The sequence below is a fragment of the Aquimonas voraii genome (genome assembly GCF_900101825.1).
In the GTDB taxonomy this organism is placed as follows: Bacteria; Pseudomonadota; Gammaproteobacteria; order Xanthomonadales; family Xanthomonadaceae; genus Aquimonas; species Aquimonas voraii.
Genome location: NZ_FNAG01000001.1, coordinates 722239 through 740318 on the forward strand (window position 1 = coordinate 722239; position 18080 = coordinate 740318).

The following is an 18080-nucleotide window of genomic DNA, read 5'->3' on the forward strand; positions in this document are numbered from 1 at the left end:
GCTTCCGCTCGCGCCGGCCGCAGCCCTGTGCTGCGCGCCGGACTCCGCCCCTGCCAGGAGAGTCCCATGCATGCCTCCGTCCTCGCGCGACTGGGCCCTATCGCCCTCGCCACCCTGCTCTGCGTCACCACGCCCGCGGCCGCTTCCGTCAGCGCCGAGAGCGCGGCCGAAGCGCCGCCCGGCGGCATCACCGGGCGCTACGTGGTCAGCTCGATCGGCGCTTCGACCTACAGCCTCGAACTGCAGGTCCCGCCCGGCACCAACGGCATGGAGCCCGCGCTTGGGCTGCAGTACAACAGCCAGCAGGGCGACGGCGTGGTGGGCCAGGGCGTCAGCCTGGCTGGCCTGTCTTCGATTACCCGCTGTCCCGCGACCCTGCCGCTCGACGGCTACATCGGCTCGGTGCGCTTCGACGCCCAAGACCGCTTCTGCCTGGATGGCAATCGCCTGATCCTGGTCGGCGAGGGCGTCTACGGCGCCGACGGTACGCGCTACCACACCGAGAGCGAGACCTGGACCGAGGTCGTGGCCAAGGGCCGCTGCGGCAGCGGGCCCTGCGCCTTCGTCGCCCACAACAAGGACGGTTGGCGTCTGGAGTTCGGCACCAACGTCGACTCAAGCGTCCCGGTGCCCGGTCGTGACGACATCATCTCCTGGCAAATCGCGCGCACCACCGACCTCAATGGCAATGCCGTCGAGGTCGACTACCTGCGCGATCCGAGCAACCTCGAAAACATGCCCGCGGCGATCCGCTACACCATCAACGCGGCAGAGGGGCTGGTGGCGCAGCGCGCGGTGCGCTTCGACTACGAGGCTCGGCCGAACGCCATCCCCAAGTACGAGGGTGGGGTGCGCTTCCTCGCCACGCGCCGGCTGCGCGCGATCCGCACCGAAGTGCAGGGCGCGCCGGTCGCGAGCTATGCCCTGGCCTACGACATCAGCGCCAGCAGCGGACGCAGCCTGCTGCGCTCGATCACGGCCTGTGCCGGCGATGGTACCTGCCTGCCGCCGACCCGATTCGAGTGGCAGGCCACGCGCAACGCGGTGACCTCGCCCAATGGTGGCGCCAGCGGCGAGTTGATCCGTGGCTGGTGCGTCAGCGGCACGACCGCCAGCCATGACTTCAATGGCGATGGCCGCCCCGATCTCCTGTGCACCCAGGCCGGCAACGCGTTCGCCCAGCTCTCCACCGGCACCGGACTGCGCCCGGCGACAGCGCAGGCGCAGGGACGCCTGCCCACGCCGCAGAACTGGTGCAGCGGCGAGCGCGCCGAGCTGCAGTGGGCGGATTTCAATGGCGACCAGAAGGCCGACCTGCTTTGCAGCACCGGCGACTCGCGCGCGCGCGCGCTGGTTTCCACCGGCGATGGCCTGGTCAGCCCCAATCCGCGTCCCGATGGCGGCTTGAACGTTCCGAAGGCGTGGTGCGAGGCCAGTCGCGGCTGCACCGCGAGCTGGCTCAACTTCGATGGAGATGGACGCGCCGATATCGGCTGCGACTGCGCGGACGGCAGCCATCGCGTGCTGGTCTCCACCGGCAGCGAGCTGCGCTCGCCCAACAGCAGCGCCAACGGCAGGGTGGCCAGCGGCTACTGCGATGCGCCCGCTGCGCAGAGCTTCTGGTCCGACTTCAATGGCGACGGCCAGTCCGACCTGCACTGCCGCGATGGCGCCACCCAGTCCGTGCTGGTCTCCAACGGGCAGCAACTGGTGAGTCCGAATGCCTCGGCGCGCGGCATCCTGACCACGTCCTGGTGTGGCGGCGATAGCCAGATCGCGACCCTGGATTTCAATGGCGACAGCCTTGGCGATCTTTACTGCCGCGATGCCGCCAAGGGTCTGCATCAGATCATGCTGTCCGGCGGCGATCGCTTGAGCAGCCCGAACGCGCGCGCCGATGGCACCGTGCGCAGCGGCTGGTGCCGTGACGCCCAGGGCGCGCCCGATGCCGGCGATTTCAATGCCGACGGTCTCGCCGACATCGCCTGCAGCGAGCCCGGCGGGCGACAGCTCCTGCTGCTTTCCACCGGCAGCGAGCTGCGCGCGCCGGGCAATGATGCCAGCGGCTTGCTGCGCTCCGGCTGGTGCACAGGCGGCAGCGCCCAGCTCGTCGACTTCAACGGCGACGCGATGGCGGATCTCTGGTGCAGCGATGCCGCCGCCGGCATCCAGTACGCCCTCGTGCACGAGGCGCCGTATCCGGATCTGGTGAACCGCATCGTCGATGGTCTCGGCGGCAGCATCCGTGTCGAGTACCGGCCGCTGACCGACGACAGCGTCTATGCCGAAGGTGGGCCGGTCGCGTTCCCAGTCCTCGATGTGCGCGCTCCGATCTACGTGGTCCAGCGTTTCACCCAGGAGGACGGCCAGGGCGGGGCCTACCGCTTCGCCTACCGCTACGAGGGTGCGCGCACCCACCTCACGCTGCGCCGCTGGCTGGGCTTCGAGCGCGTGCGCCGAACCACCCTGGCCGATGGGCGCAGCACCGTCACGCGGTACGTCCAGGACTATCCGGTGGTCGCCTTCATCGGTGAGTCACAGCAGTTCGCGGCTGACGGCAGCCTGCTGACCTCGGCCAGCTTCAGCCCGGCGGTGGCCAACCCGTACCCGAACGTCTACCAGGTGCAGCGCGGCAGCGAGCGCTCCTCGACCTATACCCGCGGCGTGGCCGACTACGTCTACGAGAAGCGCTACGAGTACGACGCCTTCGGCAATCTCGCGCTGTCGTCCGATTTCGGCGATCTGGCCACGCCCGAAGACGACGTTTTCGACTGCTGGCAGTACGACAACCGCAGCGGCGCGGAGTGGCGGCTCGGCTATCCCCTGCAGCACAAGACCACGCGCACGGCTGCAGCCTGTCGCGATTTCCTCGCCGGTCGCGCCCCGGACTGGCGGCCCGAAACCGATCTGCGCTTCGAGCGCACCGGCTACGACGCGCGGATGAACGTGGTGGCGCGCGGCATCTACGACGATCGCAATGCCGTCTGGCTGAGCCAGGGGCAGGGCTACGACGCGCTCGGCAACACGATCGCGCTGACCGACTGGGCGGGCAACACCACTCGTATCGAGATTGATACGGCCTTCCGCACCTTCACCGCTCGCGTCACCTCGCCTGAACTCGCCGACGGTACTTCGCTGGTGGTGCAATACGCGCACGAGCCGGGCTATGGCAATCAGATCCTGGAGATCGATCCCAACGGCAACGCCCAGCGCTGGGTTTATGACAGCCTCGGGCGGCTGAAGGAGGAATGGGGTCCGGACCCCGAAGCCGACACCGGCGCGGCCAGTGTGCGCCTGGCCGAGCATCGCTATGGCCGCGACAGCCGGGGGACCTACAAGGAGATCCGCGAGCGTGATCGCTGGTCGGCCGAGGACAGCGGCGCCTGGCCCTTCATCCGCAGCTATGTCGATGGCCTGGGACGGCCGACACTGGCGCTGAAATCGGGGCCGGCCGGCAGTGGGCAGGTGCTCACGGAGCAGAACTACGACGCCCTGGGGCGCCCCTGGCGCAGCTCCTACCCCAGGGCCGAGGGCGAGCCCGCGGTCTGGAGCGCCCGTCAGTACGACGCGATGGATCGCCTGGTCCGGCTCGAACAGGGCGACGGCACGGCACAGACCTACGCCTATCTGCGCGGCGAACTGGAAGTGCGCTCGGCGCTTGCCGCCGGCACCGCCGACGAGCGCAGCGTGACCCACCATCGCTCGGTGCGCGAAGCCCTGCTCGGCAGTATGGGCAGCAACGGCGGCGCCTTGCGCTACGAATACGACCCGGTTCTGCAGACGCGCCGGGTGGTCGGAGCGAACGGCGACGTCACCACCCTGGTCTACGACTCGGTCGGGCGCGTGGTGCAGGTCGAGGGCAGCGACACTGGTCGATCCGAGTTCACCTATGCCGACGATGGCCTGCTCCGTCACAGCCAGGATGCCGCCGGCAACCGCAGCCAGTTCGAGTACGACGCGCTCGGGCGAATCAGCCGGCGCAGCAGCGAGGGGCCCTCCGGGCAGCGCAGCTACGCGTTCACCTATGACGATCCGCGGATGGCCAACGGGCGCGGCCAACTCACTCGCGTGGCGGGGCCGGGAGCCATCGAGCAGTACAGCTACACCCGCTACGGCCAGACCGCGGGCGAGTGGCTGTCGATCGACGGCCGAGATTTCCTGCAGACCTCGCGTTACGGCCCCGACGGACAGACCCGCCAGATCGTCTATCCCGATGGCGCGATCCTCGACATCGAGCGCGACGCGCAGGGCAATCCGCAGATCCTGCGTCTGCGCGAGACGGCGGACTCCTCGCCGCAGCTGATCGCCGAGTTTCCACAGTACAGCCCGCTGAACCAGCCGCTCGCCGGACGCTACGGCAACGGTGTGGCGATGGCGTGGACCTACTACCCCTACGCGGAGTCGCTGGGTCGGCCGCGCGAAGTGCAGGTCAACGCGGCAGATGGGAGCCTGCTGCAGCGCACCCGACTGAGCTGGAACGCCGCCGGCCAGGTCAGCGCGCGCCGCGTGGAGGGCAGCAACGGAGCGGCCGTCGCGGCCACCTATGGCTATGACGGCATGGGCTGGCTGCGCCGGGTCGAAAGCGGCGGTGAGGTGCTCGAGTTCGACTACGACATCGCCGGCAACATCACCCTCAAGGACGGCGTGCGCTTCCGCTATCGCAGCGACAGCAATCAGATCGAATCCGGCAGCGACGGGCTCGCGGTCGAGCACGATGCGAACGGCAACGTCGCGCGCCTTGTCGGCGCCGGCAGCGACTGGCGCTACGGCTACAACAGCGAAAACGCGATGCAGCAGGTCGCGAAGGATGCCGTGCCGGTGATGCAGGCCGAGTACGACTCCAACGGTCGCCGCCTGAAGCGCACCGATGCCGATGGCACGGTATCGCTCTACGTCTCCGCCGACTACGACGTGGTGCTGCGCGAAGGGCGCGAAGTGCATACCCGCTATGTGCACGGCCCGATGGGCCGGGTGGCGGCGCTCAGCACCGACCGCAGCGATCCCAAGCAGGCCGCGCTGGTGCAGTGGCAGAGCAGGATCCAGACCCTGTCCATGGTCGCGCCGGGAGCGCTCGCCGCGCACACCGCGGCCGTGCTCGCTTTGCTCCCGGATGGCGTGGCCCTGCTGCCAGGTCGGCTGCTGACGCCGGCTCTGCTGCTGGCTGCGCTGTGGCTGCTGGCTGCGCTGGCCTCTGCCCTGATCCTGCTGCAGCAGCGCCTGCCCGGCGAATCACGGCGCGAGCGCGCGACGCGTGCGCTCACCCCCTGGGTGCTCGCGGTCTTCCTGTTCACCCAGAACCCGGCGCCAACCTGGGCCGCGCTGGCACCGGGGCAGGGCCTGCCTGTGGCCGGCCTGCGCTACTTCAGTCCGGATCACCTGGGCAGCACGACCGTGGTGACCGATGCGCTGGGGCGCGAATCCAGCCTGGTCGCCTACCAGCCTTACGGCGCGGTGGATGAGGCGGCCAGCCGCGGGCCGGACGATTTCCGGCCCAAGCTCAGCGGCAAGGAGCGCGACCACGACAGCGGCCTCTACTACTTCGACGCGCGCTACCAGCACCCCGGGCTGGGCCGCTTCCTGCAGCCCGATCCCGCCTCGCAGTTCTCCAGCCCCTACGCCTACGTCGGCAACGACCCGCTCAGCCTGACCGATCCCGATGGCGAGGAGGCCTTCCTGATCGTGGTGGCGGTGATGGCGATCGTCGGCGCAACGATCGGCGCCTACTCCGGCGGCGCGGCGATCAACCACACCATGAATCCCGCGCACTGGGACTGGAGCGCGGGCAAGACCTACGCGGGCATCTTCGCCGGTGCGGCGATCGGCGCCGTCGGCGGGGCCGCGGGCCCGGTGGCCGCCGAGGCCGGCGTGGCGGTGGGCATCGTCGGCGAGGTGCTGATCGGCGCCGGTGAGAACGCTGCCTTCGCTGCGCTGGGCGGCGGCAGCCCCAAGGACATCGTCGAATCCGCGCTGTTGGGCGGACTGACCGGCGGGCTGTCGGCGGGGCTGGGGGCCGGCTTCGGTCGCGTCGCCACGCGCGGCGGTCGTTTCGCCGCGCGCGGCGAGACGGCCCTCGCGGAAGAGGCGTCCGTGGCCGCACGCAGCGCCCGCCGCAGCGCCGGCGGCCTGGTCGACGGCGAGGCCACCGCCATCGAGAACCGTGCGCTGCAGTCGGCTGACGCCAGCGCCAGCACCAAGCGTGCGCTGAGCCCCTCCGAGCTCGAGGACGCCGGTCTCGGGGGCGAGGTGGTCTGTTTCAGCTTTGTCGCCGGCACGCCGATCGCCACCGAGCACGGCCGCGCGGCGATCGAAACCATCGCGCCGGGTTCGCGGGTGTACGGGCGTCTCGGCGATGCGCCTGCCGCCGCCTTTCCGGTCACCGAGGTGTTCCGGCGCAGCGTCGATGCCCTGACCGACGTGAGCACGCCAGGCGGTGTGCTGCGCACCACGCCCGAGCATCCCTTCTGGGTCGAGCAGCGCGGCTGGGTGGCCGCCGAAGACCTGGCGCCGGGCGATCCCTTGCTGTCGCGGGACGGCGAGCGCGTGCCCGTGCTGGGCGTCGAGCCGGTGGCGCAGGGCGCCGAAGTCTTCAACTTCGAGGTCGAGCAGGCGCACAACTACTTCGCCGGCGACGACGAGGTGCTGGTACACAACCCGCACAGCTGCTCGCGTCGCCTCAAGGCCATGGGCCGCACGCCCAGCAAGAGCTCGGCCACCGGCAGGCAGGTCGAAGCAAGCATGAAGGCCAAGGGCCTGATCAAGACCATCGGCAAGAGCAAGTTCGTCAAGGTCGTGGTGCAGCGTGGCGGCAAGCGCGTGTGGAAACCGCTCGATCGCAACATCCACATGGGCCACATCGTCGATGCCGTGGCGTACTGGAACAAGACCGGCTACAAGTACGGCGCGCGCTCGGCGCAGGTGCGCAAGTTCATGCTGGATGCGAGCAACTACGAGTTCGAGTGGGGGCCGCTGAACTCGTCGAATGGCGCCATGCTCGGCCAGACTTACCGTGCCCCCCTGGGTCATGTGGGCCCCTGGCCATGACCGCCTTCGGAGACGACATGACGGACGAACTCGACGATGCACTGCACGCTCAAATCGTGCAGCTCACCGACACCGGCAACCGCATCTGCGAGGAAGGGGGCGACCTGCGCGCGGCGATCGCCGCCTACCAGGACGCGCTGGACCTGCTGCCGCCGCCGGTGGAGCGCTGGGAGGCGGCGAGCTGGATTCTCACCGCGCTGGGCGACTGCCACTTCCTGCTCGGCGAGCATGTCCGGGCGCACGAGCTGCTGACGCGGGCGATGCGGGTGCCCGGCGCCTTGGGCACGGGCTTCATCCATCTGCGTCTCGGGCAGGTGCAGCTGGAGCTCGGCAACACCGCGCGCGCGGCCGACGAGCTGGCGCGCGCCTACATGGCGGAAGGCCGCGAACTGTTCGCCGACGAAGACCCGAAGTACTACGCCTTCCTCAGAACCCGCCTGCGCGGCTTGGACTGAACTCGCAGCGAAGCGGCGTCCGCCAGCGGCGGGCGCCGCTGAGCGCCGAGGCCTGCGGCGCTTCGCGAGTTCTCCGCTCCCGCCGCCTGGGTTCCGTGCGGGATCTGCGCGCCGCCTGCCCCCGGACACCTGGCGGGGTTTCCGCCGCGGCGACCGGAGGACCCCGCGGGCTGGGGGCGCACTGCCGGGCGGATGCATTCTCTGTCCCTGCAGCGGGGCTGCGGCGCCCTGATCGTGATTGGCATACCGTGCGGTACGGCGCTTGCAAAGCAGCCTCATGGGGAGCCCTGGGCGCGCGATCTCCACTATCATTCGCGGTTCTTGAATGGCTCCGCCCCCAGAGCCAAGAACCTCCGCCATGTCGACTGCCGATCGCACCCTGTTGGACCCCATTCTCGAAGCCCTCAACAGGAGGCTGCCGGCGCCCCGGCAGGGCGATGCCGCCGCCTTTGCTCGGCGCTTCTTCGGGCGCATGCCGGCCGATGAGCTGGCGGCGCGCGCGCCCGAGCTGTGGGCAGCGCTGATCGCCGATCTGCTGGAGTTCATGCGCGAGCGCCGCCCCGGCGCGCCCAAGCTGCGCATCTTCAACACGCAGGTGGGTGAGGGTTGGGACAGCGCGCATACGATCGTGCAGATCGTCAACGACGACATGCCCTTCCTGGTCGACTCGGTGAGCATGGCCGTCGCCAACTGCGACCTGCAGCTGCACGCCATCATCCATCCGGTGCTGCCGGTGCAACGCGACCCGGGCGGCCATGTGCTGTCGGCCGGCGAGCGCGGCGCCGACGAGTCGGTGATGCATCTGGAGATCGATCGCCTCGCCGAGCCCGAGGACCTCCGCCGCGTGCAGGAAACCATCCTCAACGCGTTGACCGATGTCCGCAGCTGCGTGCGCGACTGGTCGCCGATGCGCGAGCGCATGCTCTCGGTGATCGCTTCGATGGACGAGCGGCCCATGCCGATCGGCGAAGAGGGCCGTCGCGAGGCGCAGGAGTTCCTGCGCTGGGCCGCCGACGACCACTTCACCTTCCTGGGCTACCGCGAATACCGCCGCGACGATTCGAGCGGCGAGGATCTGCTGTACGCCGTGCAGGGCACCGGCCTTGGCATCCTGTCGGGGCGCGATGCCACCGCCAAGCCGCGGCCGCTGAAGACGCTCGCCGCCACCCACATGCCGCAGTCTGGCGCGGTGGGGGCCTTGATCCTCACCAAGACCAATGCACGCAGCTCGGTGCATCGCCCGGGCTACATGGATTACATCGGCGTGCTGGTGTTCGACGAGAGCGGCCGCCCGGTGGCGGAGCACCGCTTCCTCGGCCTCTACACCTCGAGCGCCTACGCCTCGCGCCCGTGGACGATCCCGCTGGTGCGGCGCCGCTACGAGCACGTCATGCACCAGTCGGGGCTGGCGCCCAACAGCCACAGCGGCAAGTCGCTGCGCCACATTCTCGAATCGCTGCCGCGCGACGAGCTGTTCCAGGCCGGCGAGGACGAGCTCTACCAGACCTCGATGGGCATCCTTGCGCTGCAGGAACGCTCGCGCACCCGCCTGTTCCTGCGTCGTGACCGCTACGGCCGCTTCTACTCGGTGCTGCTCTACATCCCCCGCGACCGTTACAACACCGATGTGCGCCTGCGCGCCGAAGCCCTGCTGCGCGAAGCCCTGAACGGCGAGCGTCTCGACACCAACGTGCAGATGGGTGATTCCCCCTTGGCCCAGCTGCACATGATCGTGCGTCCGCGCAGCGGCGAGTCGCTGGAGGTGGATGTCGCCGCCATCGAGGCCAAACTGGCGCAGATCGTGCGCAACTGGCACGACGAGCTGCGCGACCTGCTGGTGCAGCGACTCGGCGAGGAGCGCGGCCTGAAGCTGACCCAGCGCTACGGCAAGGCCCTGCCGGTCGGTTACATCGAGCAGGCCTCGCCCGAGGTGGCGGCCCAGGACGTCGAGCAGGCCGCTGCACTCCATGGTCCTGAGGATCTGCGCCTGCGGCTCTACCGCAGCAGCCGCGAGTCGGGTTCGCGCCTGCGCTTCAAGCTGTTCCGCTACGGCAGCCCGATCGTGCTGTCGGACGCGCTGCCGATGATGGAGAACATGGGCCTGCGCATCCTCTCCGAGCACCCCTTCGAGATGGTGGTGGGCAGCGAATCGATCTTCATCCAGGACTTCGAGGTCGTCAGCGCGCAGGAGCAGGTCGGCTTCGAGAGCATCGACGTCGAGGCCCTGCGCGGCCGTTTCGAGGAGGCCTTCGAACACATCTGGCGCGGCCAGGCCGAGAGCGACGGCTTCAACGCGCTGATCCTCACCGCCGGCCTCGACTGGCGGCAGGTGGCGATGCTGCGCGGCTACTGCAAGTACCTGCTGCAGGCGCAGGCGCCGTTCTCCCAGCCCTACATGGAAGCCACGCTCAACCGCTACCCGCTGGTCGCGCGCGTGCTGGTCGAGTACTTCCACGGCCTGTTCGACCCGAGCCGCCTGCGTGAGACCGACGCCGAACGCGCGGCCGGCGCGGCGGCCCTGCGCACGAACCTGTTGGCGGTGGCCGGCGCCGAACCGGGCGAGGCCGTGCTGGCCCAGATCGAAGCCGTGGCGAATGCCCGCGGCCTCGACTCCGGGGCGCTCGTTGACGCCACGGATGATGCCCTCGGTGTGTTGCTGGAGGGGGTGTCCAGCCTCGACGAAGACCGCATCCTGCGCAGCTTCCTGGGCGTCATGCAGGCCACCCTGCGCACCAGCTACTTCCAGCGCCCGGGCGGCAGGCACCGCGACTACATCAGCTTCAAGTTCGACCCCAATGCCGTGCCCGACCTGCCGAAGCCGCGGCCTTACCGCGAAATCTTCGTCTATGGCCCGCGCGTGGAGGGCGTGCATCTTCGCTACGGGCCGGTGGCCCGCGGCGGCCTGCGCTGGTCCGACCGCCGCGAGGACTTCCGCACCGAGGTGCTGGGCCTGGTCAAGGCGCAGATGGTCAAGAACACGGTCATCGTGCCGGTCGGCGCCAAGGGCGGCTTCTACGCCAAGCGTCCGCCGGTGGGCGGCGACCGCGACGCCGTTCTGGCCGAGGGCATCGCCTGCTACCGCCTGTTCATCAACGGCCTGCTGGACATCACCGACAACCTCGGCGAGCAGGGCGTGATCCATCCGCAGGACGTGGTCCGCCGCGACGGCGACGACCCCTACCTCGTGGTGGCGGCCGACAAGGGCACCGCGACCTTCTCCGACATCGCCAACGCGATCTCGCAGGAGCACGGCTTCTGGCTGGGCGACGCCTTCGCCTCGGGTGGCTCGGTCGGTTACGACCACAAGGGCATGGGCATCACCGCCAAGGGTGGCTGGGAGTCGGTCAAGCGCCACTTCCGCGCCATGGGCCGCGATTCGCAGAGCCAGGATTTCACCTGCGTCGGCATCGGCGACATGTCGGGTGACGTGTTCGGCAACGGCATGCTGCTGTCGAAGCACATCCGTCTGGTGGCTGCGTTCGACCACCGCCACATCTTCCTCGACCCCAACCCGGACGCGGCGCGCAGCTTCGTCGAGCGCGAGCGCATGTTCGCCCTGCCGCGCTCGTCCTGGGACGACTACGACAGGGTCCTGATCAGCGCCGGCGGCGGTGTGTACCCGCGCAGCCTGAAGTCCATACCGATCAGCCCGCAGGTGCGCGAGGTTCTCGGCATCGCCGAAAACGTCACCGCGCTGTCGCCGAACGAACTGCTCACGGCGATTCTGAAGGCGCCGGTCGATCTGCTGTGGAACGGCGGCATCGGTACCTATGTCAAGGCCAGCAGCGAAACCCATGCGGAAGTGGGCGACCGCGCCAACAACGCGATCCGCGTCAACGGCGGCGACCTGCGCTGCCGGGTGGTGGGCGAGGGCGGCAACCTCGGCATGACCCAGAAGGGCCGCATCGAAGCGGCCATGAATGGCGTGATGCTGAACACCGACTTCATCGACAACTCGGCGGGCGTCGACACCTCGGACCACGAGGTCAACATCAAGATCCTGCTGAACGACGCGGTCGGCCGCGGCGAGCTCGGCACGCCCGACCGCAATGCCCTGCTGGCGGCCATGACCGATGAAGTCGCGCAGCTGGTGCTGAACGACAACTACCGGCAGAACCAGGCCATCAGCATGATGGAACGGATGAGCGTCTACCGGCTGGGCTCGAAACAGCACTTCATCCGCACGCTGGAGAGCCAGGGCCTGCTCGATCGCCAGCTGGAGTACCTGCCCTCGGATGCCGAGTTCGCCGAGCGCAAGGCCCGCGGCCTGGGCCTGACCCGTCCGGAGCTTGCGATCCTGCTGTCGTACTCGAAGATCGTCGCCTTCCAGCAGCTGCTGGAGTCCGACGTGCCGGAAGATCCTTACCTTTCGAAGGAGCTGGTGCGCTACTTCCCGCAGGCCCTGCAGGAGCGCTACGCCGAGCACATGCAGCGCCACCGCCTGCGCCGCGAGATCATCGCCACCGCGGTGACCAACTCGATGGTCAATCGCATGGGTGCGACCTTCCTGATGCGCATGCAGGAGGACACCGGCCGTAGTCCGGCGCAGATCGCCAAGGCCTACAGCATTGCCCGCGAAGTGCTGGACGCACGCGCGCTGTGGGCAGACATCGACGCGCTCGACCTCAAGGTGCCCGAGTCGGCGCAGATCGACGCCCTGCTGGAGATCTGGACCCTGCTGCGGACCATGACCCGCTGGCTGCTGAACCGCCCGGGCGATCGCTTCGACATCGCCGAGGCCGTGGCCCGCTACCAGCCGGGCATCGAGTCGCTGCGCGCCGCCTTGCCGGAGATCCTCTCCGAGGGCGACCGCACGCGCTTCGCCGATGCACGCGCGCGCTGGCTCGATGCCGGCCTGCCGCAGGGCCTGGCCCAGCAGCTGGCCGCCCTGTCGATGCTGTACTCCGTGCTGGATGTGGTCGAGGTCGCCAGCGTGCACCAGCTGCCGGTGACCGACGTCGCCCGCGTCTACTCCGGCCTCGGCGAAGCCCTGCATCTGCAGTGGCTGCTGCAGAAGATCGAAGAGCTGCCCGTCGATGGCCGCTGGCATGCGCTGGCGCGCGGCTCGATGCGTGACGAGATGCAGCAGCAGCAGGGCGCGCTGGTGGCCCAGGTGCTGCGCCACGGCAAGGGCGATGTCGGCAAGCGGCTGTCGGCCTGGCTGGACCGCGACGACACCGCGCTCAAGTTCACCTTGAGCATGTTCGCCGACATGCGCACCCAGCTCGCCATGGACTATCCCACCGTCTCGGTGGCGGTGCGTCGCTTGGCCCAGCTGGCCGCGGCCGGCAGCGCCTGAGGTCCGATCGCCGGCCGCCTCTGGGGGCGGTTCGCGTGGACGTTCCGCGCGGATCGCCCTGCACGCCGAAGTCGCGCTGTGGCATGGTGCACCCCGACCCCAGCCCCTGCGGCTGGGGTCTCGCCCAAGGCCCATCGCACTCCTGAAGGACAGCCACCTCCCATGCGCATCGCCGTGCTCGCCAGTCGTACGCCAGAGGCCCAGGCCGCACGCGCCGAACTGGAGGCCGTGCATCCGCCCGTCGAGCTGGATGACTGCGAAGCTGTGGTGGCTATCGGCGGCGACGGCTTCATGTTGCAGACCCTGCACCGCACGCAGTCGCTGGGCGTGCCGGTGTTCGGCATGAAGACCGGCAGCGTGGGGTTTCTGATGAACGCCTGGCGGGCGGAGGGCCTGGTCGAGCGCATCCTCGCTGCCCAGGCCGCGGTGCTGCGCCCACTGGAGATGCTGGCGATCTCCGAATCCGGCAGCAGCACGGGCGCGCTCGCCTTCAACGAGGTCTCGCTGCTGCGCCAGACCAAGCAGGCGGCCAAGATCCGCATCCGCCTGAACAACGCCGTGCGTCTCGATGAGCTGGTGTGCGACGGCATCATGGTGGCGACGCCCGCCGGCTCCACCGCCTACAACCTCTCCGCGCACGGGCCGATCCTGCCGCTTGACAGCTCGGTGCTGGCGTTGACCCCGATCAGCCCTTTCCGCCCGCGGCGTTGGCGCGGCGCCATCCTGCGCTCCGATGCGGAAGTGAGCTTCGAGATCCTTGACCACTACAAGCGGCCGGTGAGCGCCACCGCCGATTCCACCGAGATCCGCGATGTGGTCGAGGTGCGCGTGCGGCAGAGCCCCGAGCGCACCGTGCGCCTGCTGTTCGACCCCGAGCACAACCTTGAAGAGCGTATCCTCGCCGAGCAGTTCGAAGCCTGAGCCCGTGCGGTTTGCGGTCAGTATCATCAGCCCGCCGGGCTATGCGCACCAGCGCGCCTTCGCCGAAGTCGCCGAGAGCGTCCACCTCGCCCTGCTGGCCCTGGGCCACGACTCCGTGCTGTCGACCCGGCTGGACAACCGACGTCGCCGCCACATCGTGTTCGGCCCGCACCTGCTGATGCGCGCGCCGCAGGACCTGCCGCCCGACAGCATCCTCTACAACCTGGAGCAGCTTGGCGCCGGCGGGCCCTGGGACACCCCGGCCTATCGCGCCCTGCTGCGCGCGCACACGGTCTGGGACTACGCGCCCTCGAACATCGCGGTGCTGGCGCGCGATGGCATCCTCGCCCGGCACCTGCCGATCGGCTGGATGCCGCAGATGCGGCGCATCCCGGAGGCGCCGCTGCGAGATGTCGACGTGCTGTTCTACGGCAGCGTCTACGAGCGTCGCGAGCCGGTGCTGAGGGCCCTGCAGGCGCGCGGTGTGCGTCTGCGGATGCTGTTCAACGTCTATGGCGCCGAGCGTGATGCGTGGATCGCGCGCAGTCGCATCGTGCTCAACTTCCACGGCTACGAGGCCTGCCTGTTCGAGGCCGTGCGCGTGTCCTGGCTGCTGGGCAACGGCGCCTGCGTGCTGTCCGAGCGCGGCAGCGATCCGGCGCTGGAGGCCGACTACCGCGAGGCCGTCGAGTTCGTCGAGCACGCGCGGCTGGTCGATGCCTGTGTCGACCTGCTGGCGGATGCTGCGCGCCAGCAGCAGCTGCGCGAGGCCGGCCCGCGCCTGATGCAGCGCCTCGACTTGCGGCCGACGCTGCAGCGTTGCCTGCAGGATCTGGCCTAGCAGGCTGTTGAAAGACAGCTCGCCAGGCCGGCCAGGGATGGCCGGGACAACGCAGCAAGGCCGACAGCGATTGATGTGTCCTGAGGCGATACGGACCTGCGCCGGACCGTCGACTTGAAACACTCCCCGGAAGGGCGTTCTTCAACAAGCTGCTGGCCCGACGGCGTCTGGCTTCATGGCGCTTTCACGCGCGTCCAAGGCAGATCGACACGCAGGCAGGCGATGATGCGGCGCGCGATGCGCGATGCCTGCTGATCGGTCAACCTCGCCTTTCGCCGCAGCCTGCGGTGACGATTTCCGCAGGGGGCGGACGCCATGGGCAACAACCTGATCTTCAGCGCCGGCCTGCCGATCGCGCTCGCGATCGTGATGATCGGCCTCGGCCTGCATCTCGGCGTCGCCGACTTCAAGCGCGTGGCCACGGCCCCGCGCGCGGTGGTGGTGGCGCTGGCGGTGCAGACCGGCGTGCTGCCGGCGGTGGCTTTTGGCCTGGTGTTCGCCTTCGCGCTGCCGCCCGAGCTGGGCATGGGTCTCGTCCTGCTGGCTGCTTCGCCCGGCGGCGTCACCGCCAACCTGTTTTCGCATCTGGCGCGCGGCGATGTGGCGCTGAACATCACGCTCACCGCCATCAACAGCGCGCTCTGCCTGATCACCCTGCCGCTGTGGACCGCGCTGGGCCTGGCTTGGCTGATCGGCAGCGAGCAGGCGGTGCCGCCGCCGACCCAGAAGATCATCGAGGTCGGCCTGCTGGTGCTGCTGCCGGTGCTGATCGGCATGGGCCTGCGCGCCTGGAAGCCCGTGCTGGCGGAGCGTCTCGACAAGCCCGTGCGCATCCTTTCGACCCTGATCCTGGTGCTGCTGATCGCCGCCGCCGTGGTGATCGAGCGCAAGACGCTCGCCACCCACGCGCTGGCGCTCGGCGGCGTGGTCCTGCTGTTCAATCTGGCCAGCCTGCTGTCGGGCTACTGGGCCGGTCGCCTCGCGCGCCTCGGCGTGCCGCAGGCCACGGCGATCGCCTTCGAGATCGGCATCCACAACGGCACCCTGGCGATTTTCGTCGCCCTGAGCGTGCTGCAGATGCCCGCAGCCTCGGTCGCACCGGCGCTCTACTCGCTGGCCATGTACCTCACCGGTGCTGCCTTCGCGTGGTGGATCCTGCGTCAGCAGCGACAGGCGGGTGCGCTGACGTAGACGGGCGCCGCGCCTGACGCAGCGCGATTGACGGGTTGGGCAGTGCGACATCGGATGCGTGCGCCATCGCGCGAGCCGCGTGACGCTTCGCGTCCCGTCGGCCGAGGCCTGAATACGTATGTAGGGCGCCCCGAAAGCCCGCGTTTGCGCATAGCTTCGCAGCCACCCCCGCTGCCCGGAATCGGCCCATGCGCGCGCTCCTCCATTCGTTGCACTGCCTGCCCACGCTGCTGATCGGCGCGCTCGCCGCGCTTGCCGTGAGCGCCTCGGCGGCGCTCGCGACCTCCACGTCCGAAGCCGAGGCCAGAGATGCTGCGATCGAGTCAGGCGAAGCCGTCGAAGTGCGCTCGCCCGACACGCGCACCCGCTTCAGGCTGAGCACAGGCGAGGGCAAGCTGCGCTACAGCGTGCAGCGCGGTGCGATGCCGGTGATCGAGCCTTCCGCGCTGGGCTTCGTGTTCCGCGAGACCGCCGACTTCGGCGCTGGCTTCCGTATCCTGCGTAGCGAGCACAGCGAGCACGACAGCCGCTGGGAGCAGCCCTGGGGCGAGCGCCGCTTCGTGCGCGACCACCACCGCGCCCTGCGCGTGGAGTTGGAGCGCATCGCCCCTCCCCACCACCGACTCGACATCGAAGTGCGGGTCTTCAACGACGGCCTGGGCTTCCGCTACCGCGTGCCCGAGCAGGAGGGGCTGGCCGAGCTGAACGTGCTGGATGAGCTCACCGAATTCCGCCTGCCCAAGCCGGAGACGATCGACGCCTGGTGGATCCCCGGCCGCGGCTGGAACCGCTACGAGTATCTCTACCGCAGCACCAAGCTGCCGGTGATCGACCGCGCGCATACGCCGATGACTTTGCGTACGGCCAGCGGCATCCATATCGCCATCCACGAGGCCGCGCTGGTCGACTACGCCGCGATGGTGCTCGACCAGCAGCGCGACGGCGTGCTGAAGGCCGACCTCACGCCCTGGCACGACGGCGTGCGCGTGCGCACCCGCGCCGGCTTCGTCACGCCCTGGCGCAGCCTGCACATCGCCGACAGCGCGACCGGCCTGCTCGATTCGGATCTGATCCTCAACTTGAACGCGCCGAATGCGCTGGGCGACGTGAGCTGGGTCGAGCCCGGCAAATACGTCGGCATCTGGTGGGGCATGCATCTGGGCGTGGAAACCTGGGGCAGTGGGCCCAAACACGGGGCAACCACGGCCAATGCCAAGCGCTACATCGACTTCGCCGCCGACAACGGCTTCAGCGGCGTGCTGGTGGAGGGCTGGAACCTCGGCTGGGATGGCGACTGGTTCCACAATGGCGAAGTCTTCGACTTCACCACCGCCTACCCGGATTTCGACATCGAAGCGGTATCCGCCCATGCGCGCGAACGCGGCGTGCGGCTGGTCGGCCACCACGAGACTTCGGGCCACGTCAGCAACTACGCACGGCAGATGGACGCCGCCTTCGATCTGTACGAGCGGCTCGGCGTGCGCCAGGTCAAGACCGGCTACGTCGCCGACGGCGGCGGCATCAAGCGCATCGACGAGAACGGCGTGCTGCGACGCGAATGGCACGACGGCCAGTTCATGGTCAACGAGTACCTGCGCACCACGATCGAGGCCAGCAAGCGACGCATCAGCATCAACACCCACGAGCCGATCAAGGACACCGGCCTGCGCCGCACCTACCCGAACTGGATCAGCCGCGAAGGCGCGCGCGGGCAGGAGTACAACGCCTGGGGCAACCCGCCGAACCCGCCCGAGCATGTCGCCCTGCTGCCCTTCACTCGCATGCTGTCCGGCCCCATGGACTACACGCCCGGCATCTTCAATCTGGCCTACGAAGGCCTCGATGCAGTGAACCGCGTGCAGCACACCCTGGCCAAGGAGCTGAGCCTCTACGTGGTGCTGTACAGCCCCATCCAGATGGTGGCCGACCTGCCCGAGCACTACGCCGCCCACCCGCAGGCCTTCCAGTTCATCCGCGACGTGCCCACCGACTGGGAAGACAGCCGCGCACTGGCTGGTGAGGTCGGCGACTACATCGCCATCGCCCGCCAGCAGCGCGGCGGCCGCGACTGGTACCTGGGCGCCTTGACCGATGAACAGCCACGCACGCTGACCTTGCCGCTCGATTTCCTGGAGGCGGACGAACGCTACTGCGCGCATCTGTATCTCGATGGCGAGGGTGCGGAATGGCGCAGCAATCCCTATGCGATGCGGATCGAGAAGCGCTGGGTGCGGGCGGAAGAGAGCCTGGAGATCGTGATGGGCGCGAGCGGTGGGGCGGCGGTGCGGTTTGAGGCGGGGAGCCGCGACTGTGGCGAGTGAGTTGGCTGCTC

At 69.2% G+C, this 18080-nt stretch carries 7 protein-coding genes; all 7 read left to right on the forward strand.

The annotated features are described in order from the left end of the window. Positions 1-66: 66 nt before the first annotated feature. The 7 genes from BLP83_RS03115 to BLP83_RS03145 all read left to right on the forward strand — a co-directional run bounded on the left by BLP83_RS03115 (position 67) and on the right by BLP83_RS03145 (position 18069). Complete coding sequence (locus BLP83_RS03115; protein ID WP_091238692.1) at positions 67-7041, forward strand: FG-GAP-like repeat-containing protein; 6975 nt, start codon at positions 67-69, stop codon at positions 7039-7041. Between the two features lie 17 nt (positions 7042-7058). Next, positions 7059-7496 (forward strand): tetratricopeptide repeat protein, encoded by a 438-nt coding sequence (locus BLP83_RS03120; RefSeq protein WP_091239438.1) that lies wholly within the window; start codon positions 7059-7061, stop codon positions 7494-7496. A gap of 325 nt (positions 7497-7821) precedes the next feature. Next, complete coding sequence (locus BLP83_RS03125) at positions 7822-12795, forward strand: NAD-glutamate dehydrogenase (RefSeq protein WP_091238694.1); 4974 nt, start codon at positions 7822-7824, stop codon at positions 12793-12795. A 162-nt stretch (positions 12796-12957) separates the two neighbouring features. Further along, a complete protein-coding gene (locus BLP83_RS03130; RefSeq protein WP_091238696.1) occupies positions 12958-13716 on the forward strand; it encodes an NAD kinase in 759 nt (252 codons plus the stop codon). After that, the gene (locus BLP83_RS03135; RefSeq protein WP_143006529.1) at positions 13679-14557 is read left to right on the forward strand and encodes a glycosyltransferase family protein; all 879 of its coding nucleotides are present in this window, start codon (positions 13679-13681) and stop codon (positions 14555-14557) included. The genes BLP83_RS03130 and BLP83_RS03135 overlap by 38 nt, the downstream gene beginning before the upstream one ends. Positions 14558-14872: 315 nt before the next feature. Continuing rightward, the gene (locus BLP83_RS03140) at positions 14873-15748 is read left to right on the forward strand and encodes a bile acid:sodium symporter family protein (protein ID WP_091238701.1); all 876 of its coding nucleotides are present in this window, start codon (positions 14873-14875) and stop codon (positions 15746-15748) included. Positions 15749-15936: 188 nt separating this feature from the next. Next, positions 15937-18069 carry a glycoside hydrolase family 97 protein gene (locus tag BLP83_RS03145; RefSeq protein ID WP_091238705.1) on the forward strand — a complete coding sequence of 711 codons (2133 nt, stop codon included), beginning with the start codon at positions 15937-15939 and terminating at the stop codon, positions 18067-18069. Positions 18070-18080: the final 11 nt, after the last annotated feature.

Coding starts and splice junctions, on each gene's coding strand:
- BLP83_RS03145 (WP_091238705.1), top strand. CDS start 15,937: ATGCGCGCGCTCCTCCATTCGTTGCACTGCCTGCCCACGCTGCTGATC.
- BLP83_RS03130 (WP_091238696.1), top strand. CDS start 12,958: ATGCGCATCGCCGTGCTCGCCAGTCGTACGCCAGAGGCCCAGGCCGCA.
- BLP83_RS03140 (WP_091238701.1), top strand. CDS start 14,873: ATGGGCAACAACCTGATCTTCAGCGCCGGCCTGCCGATCGCGCTCGCG.
- BLP83_RS03120 (WP_091239438.1), top strand. CDS start 7,059: ATGACGGACGAACTCGACGATGCACTGCACGCTCAAATCGTGCAGCTC.
- BLP83_RS03115 (WP_091238692.1), top strand. CDS start 67: ATGCATGCCTCCGTCCTCGCGCGACTGGGCCCTATCGCCCTCGCCACC.
- BLP83_RS03125 (WP_091238694.1), top strand. CDS start 7,822: ATGGCTCCGCCCCCAGAGCCAAGAACCTCCGCCATGTCGACTGCCGAT.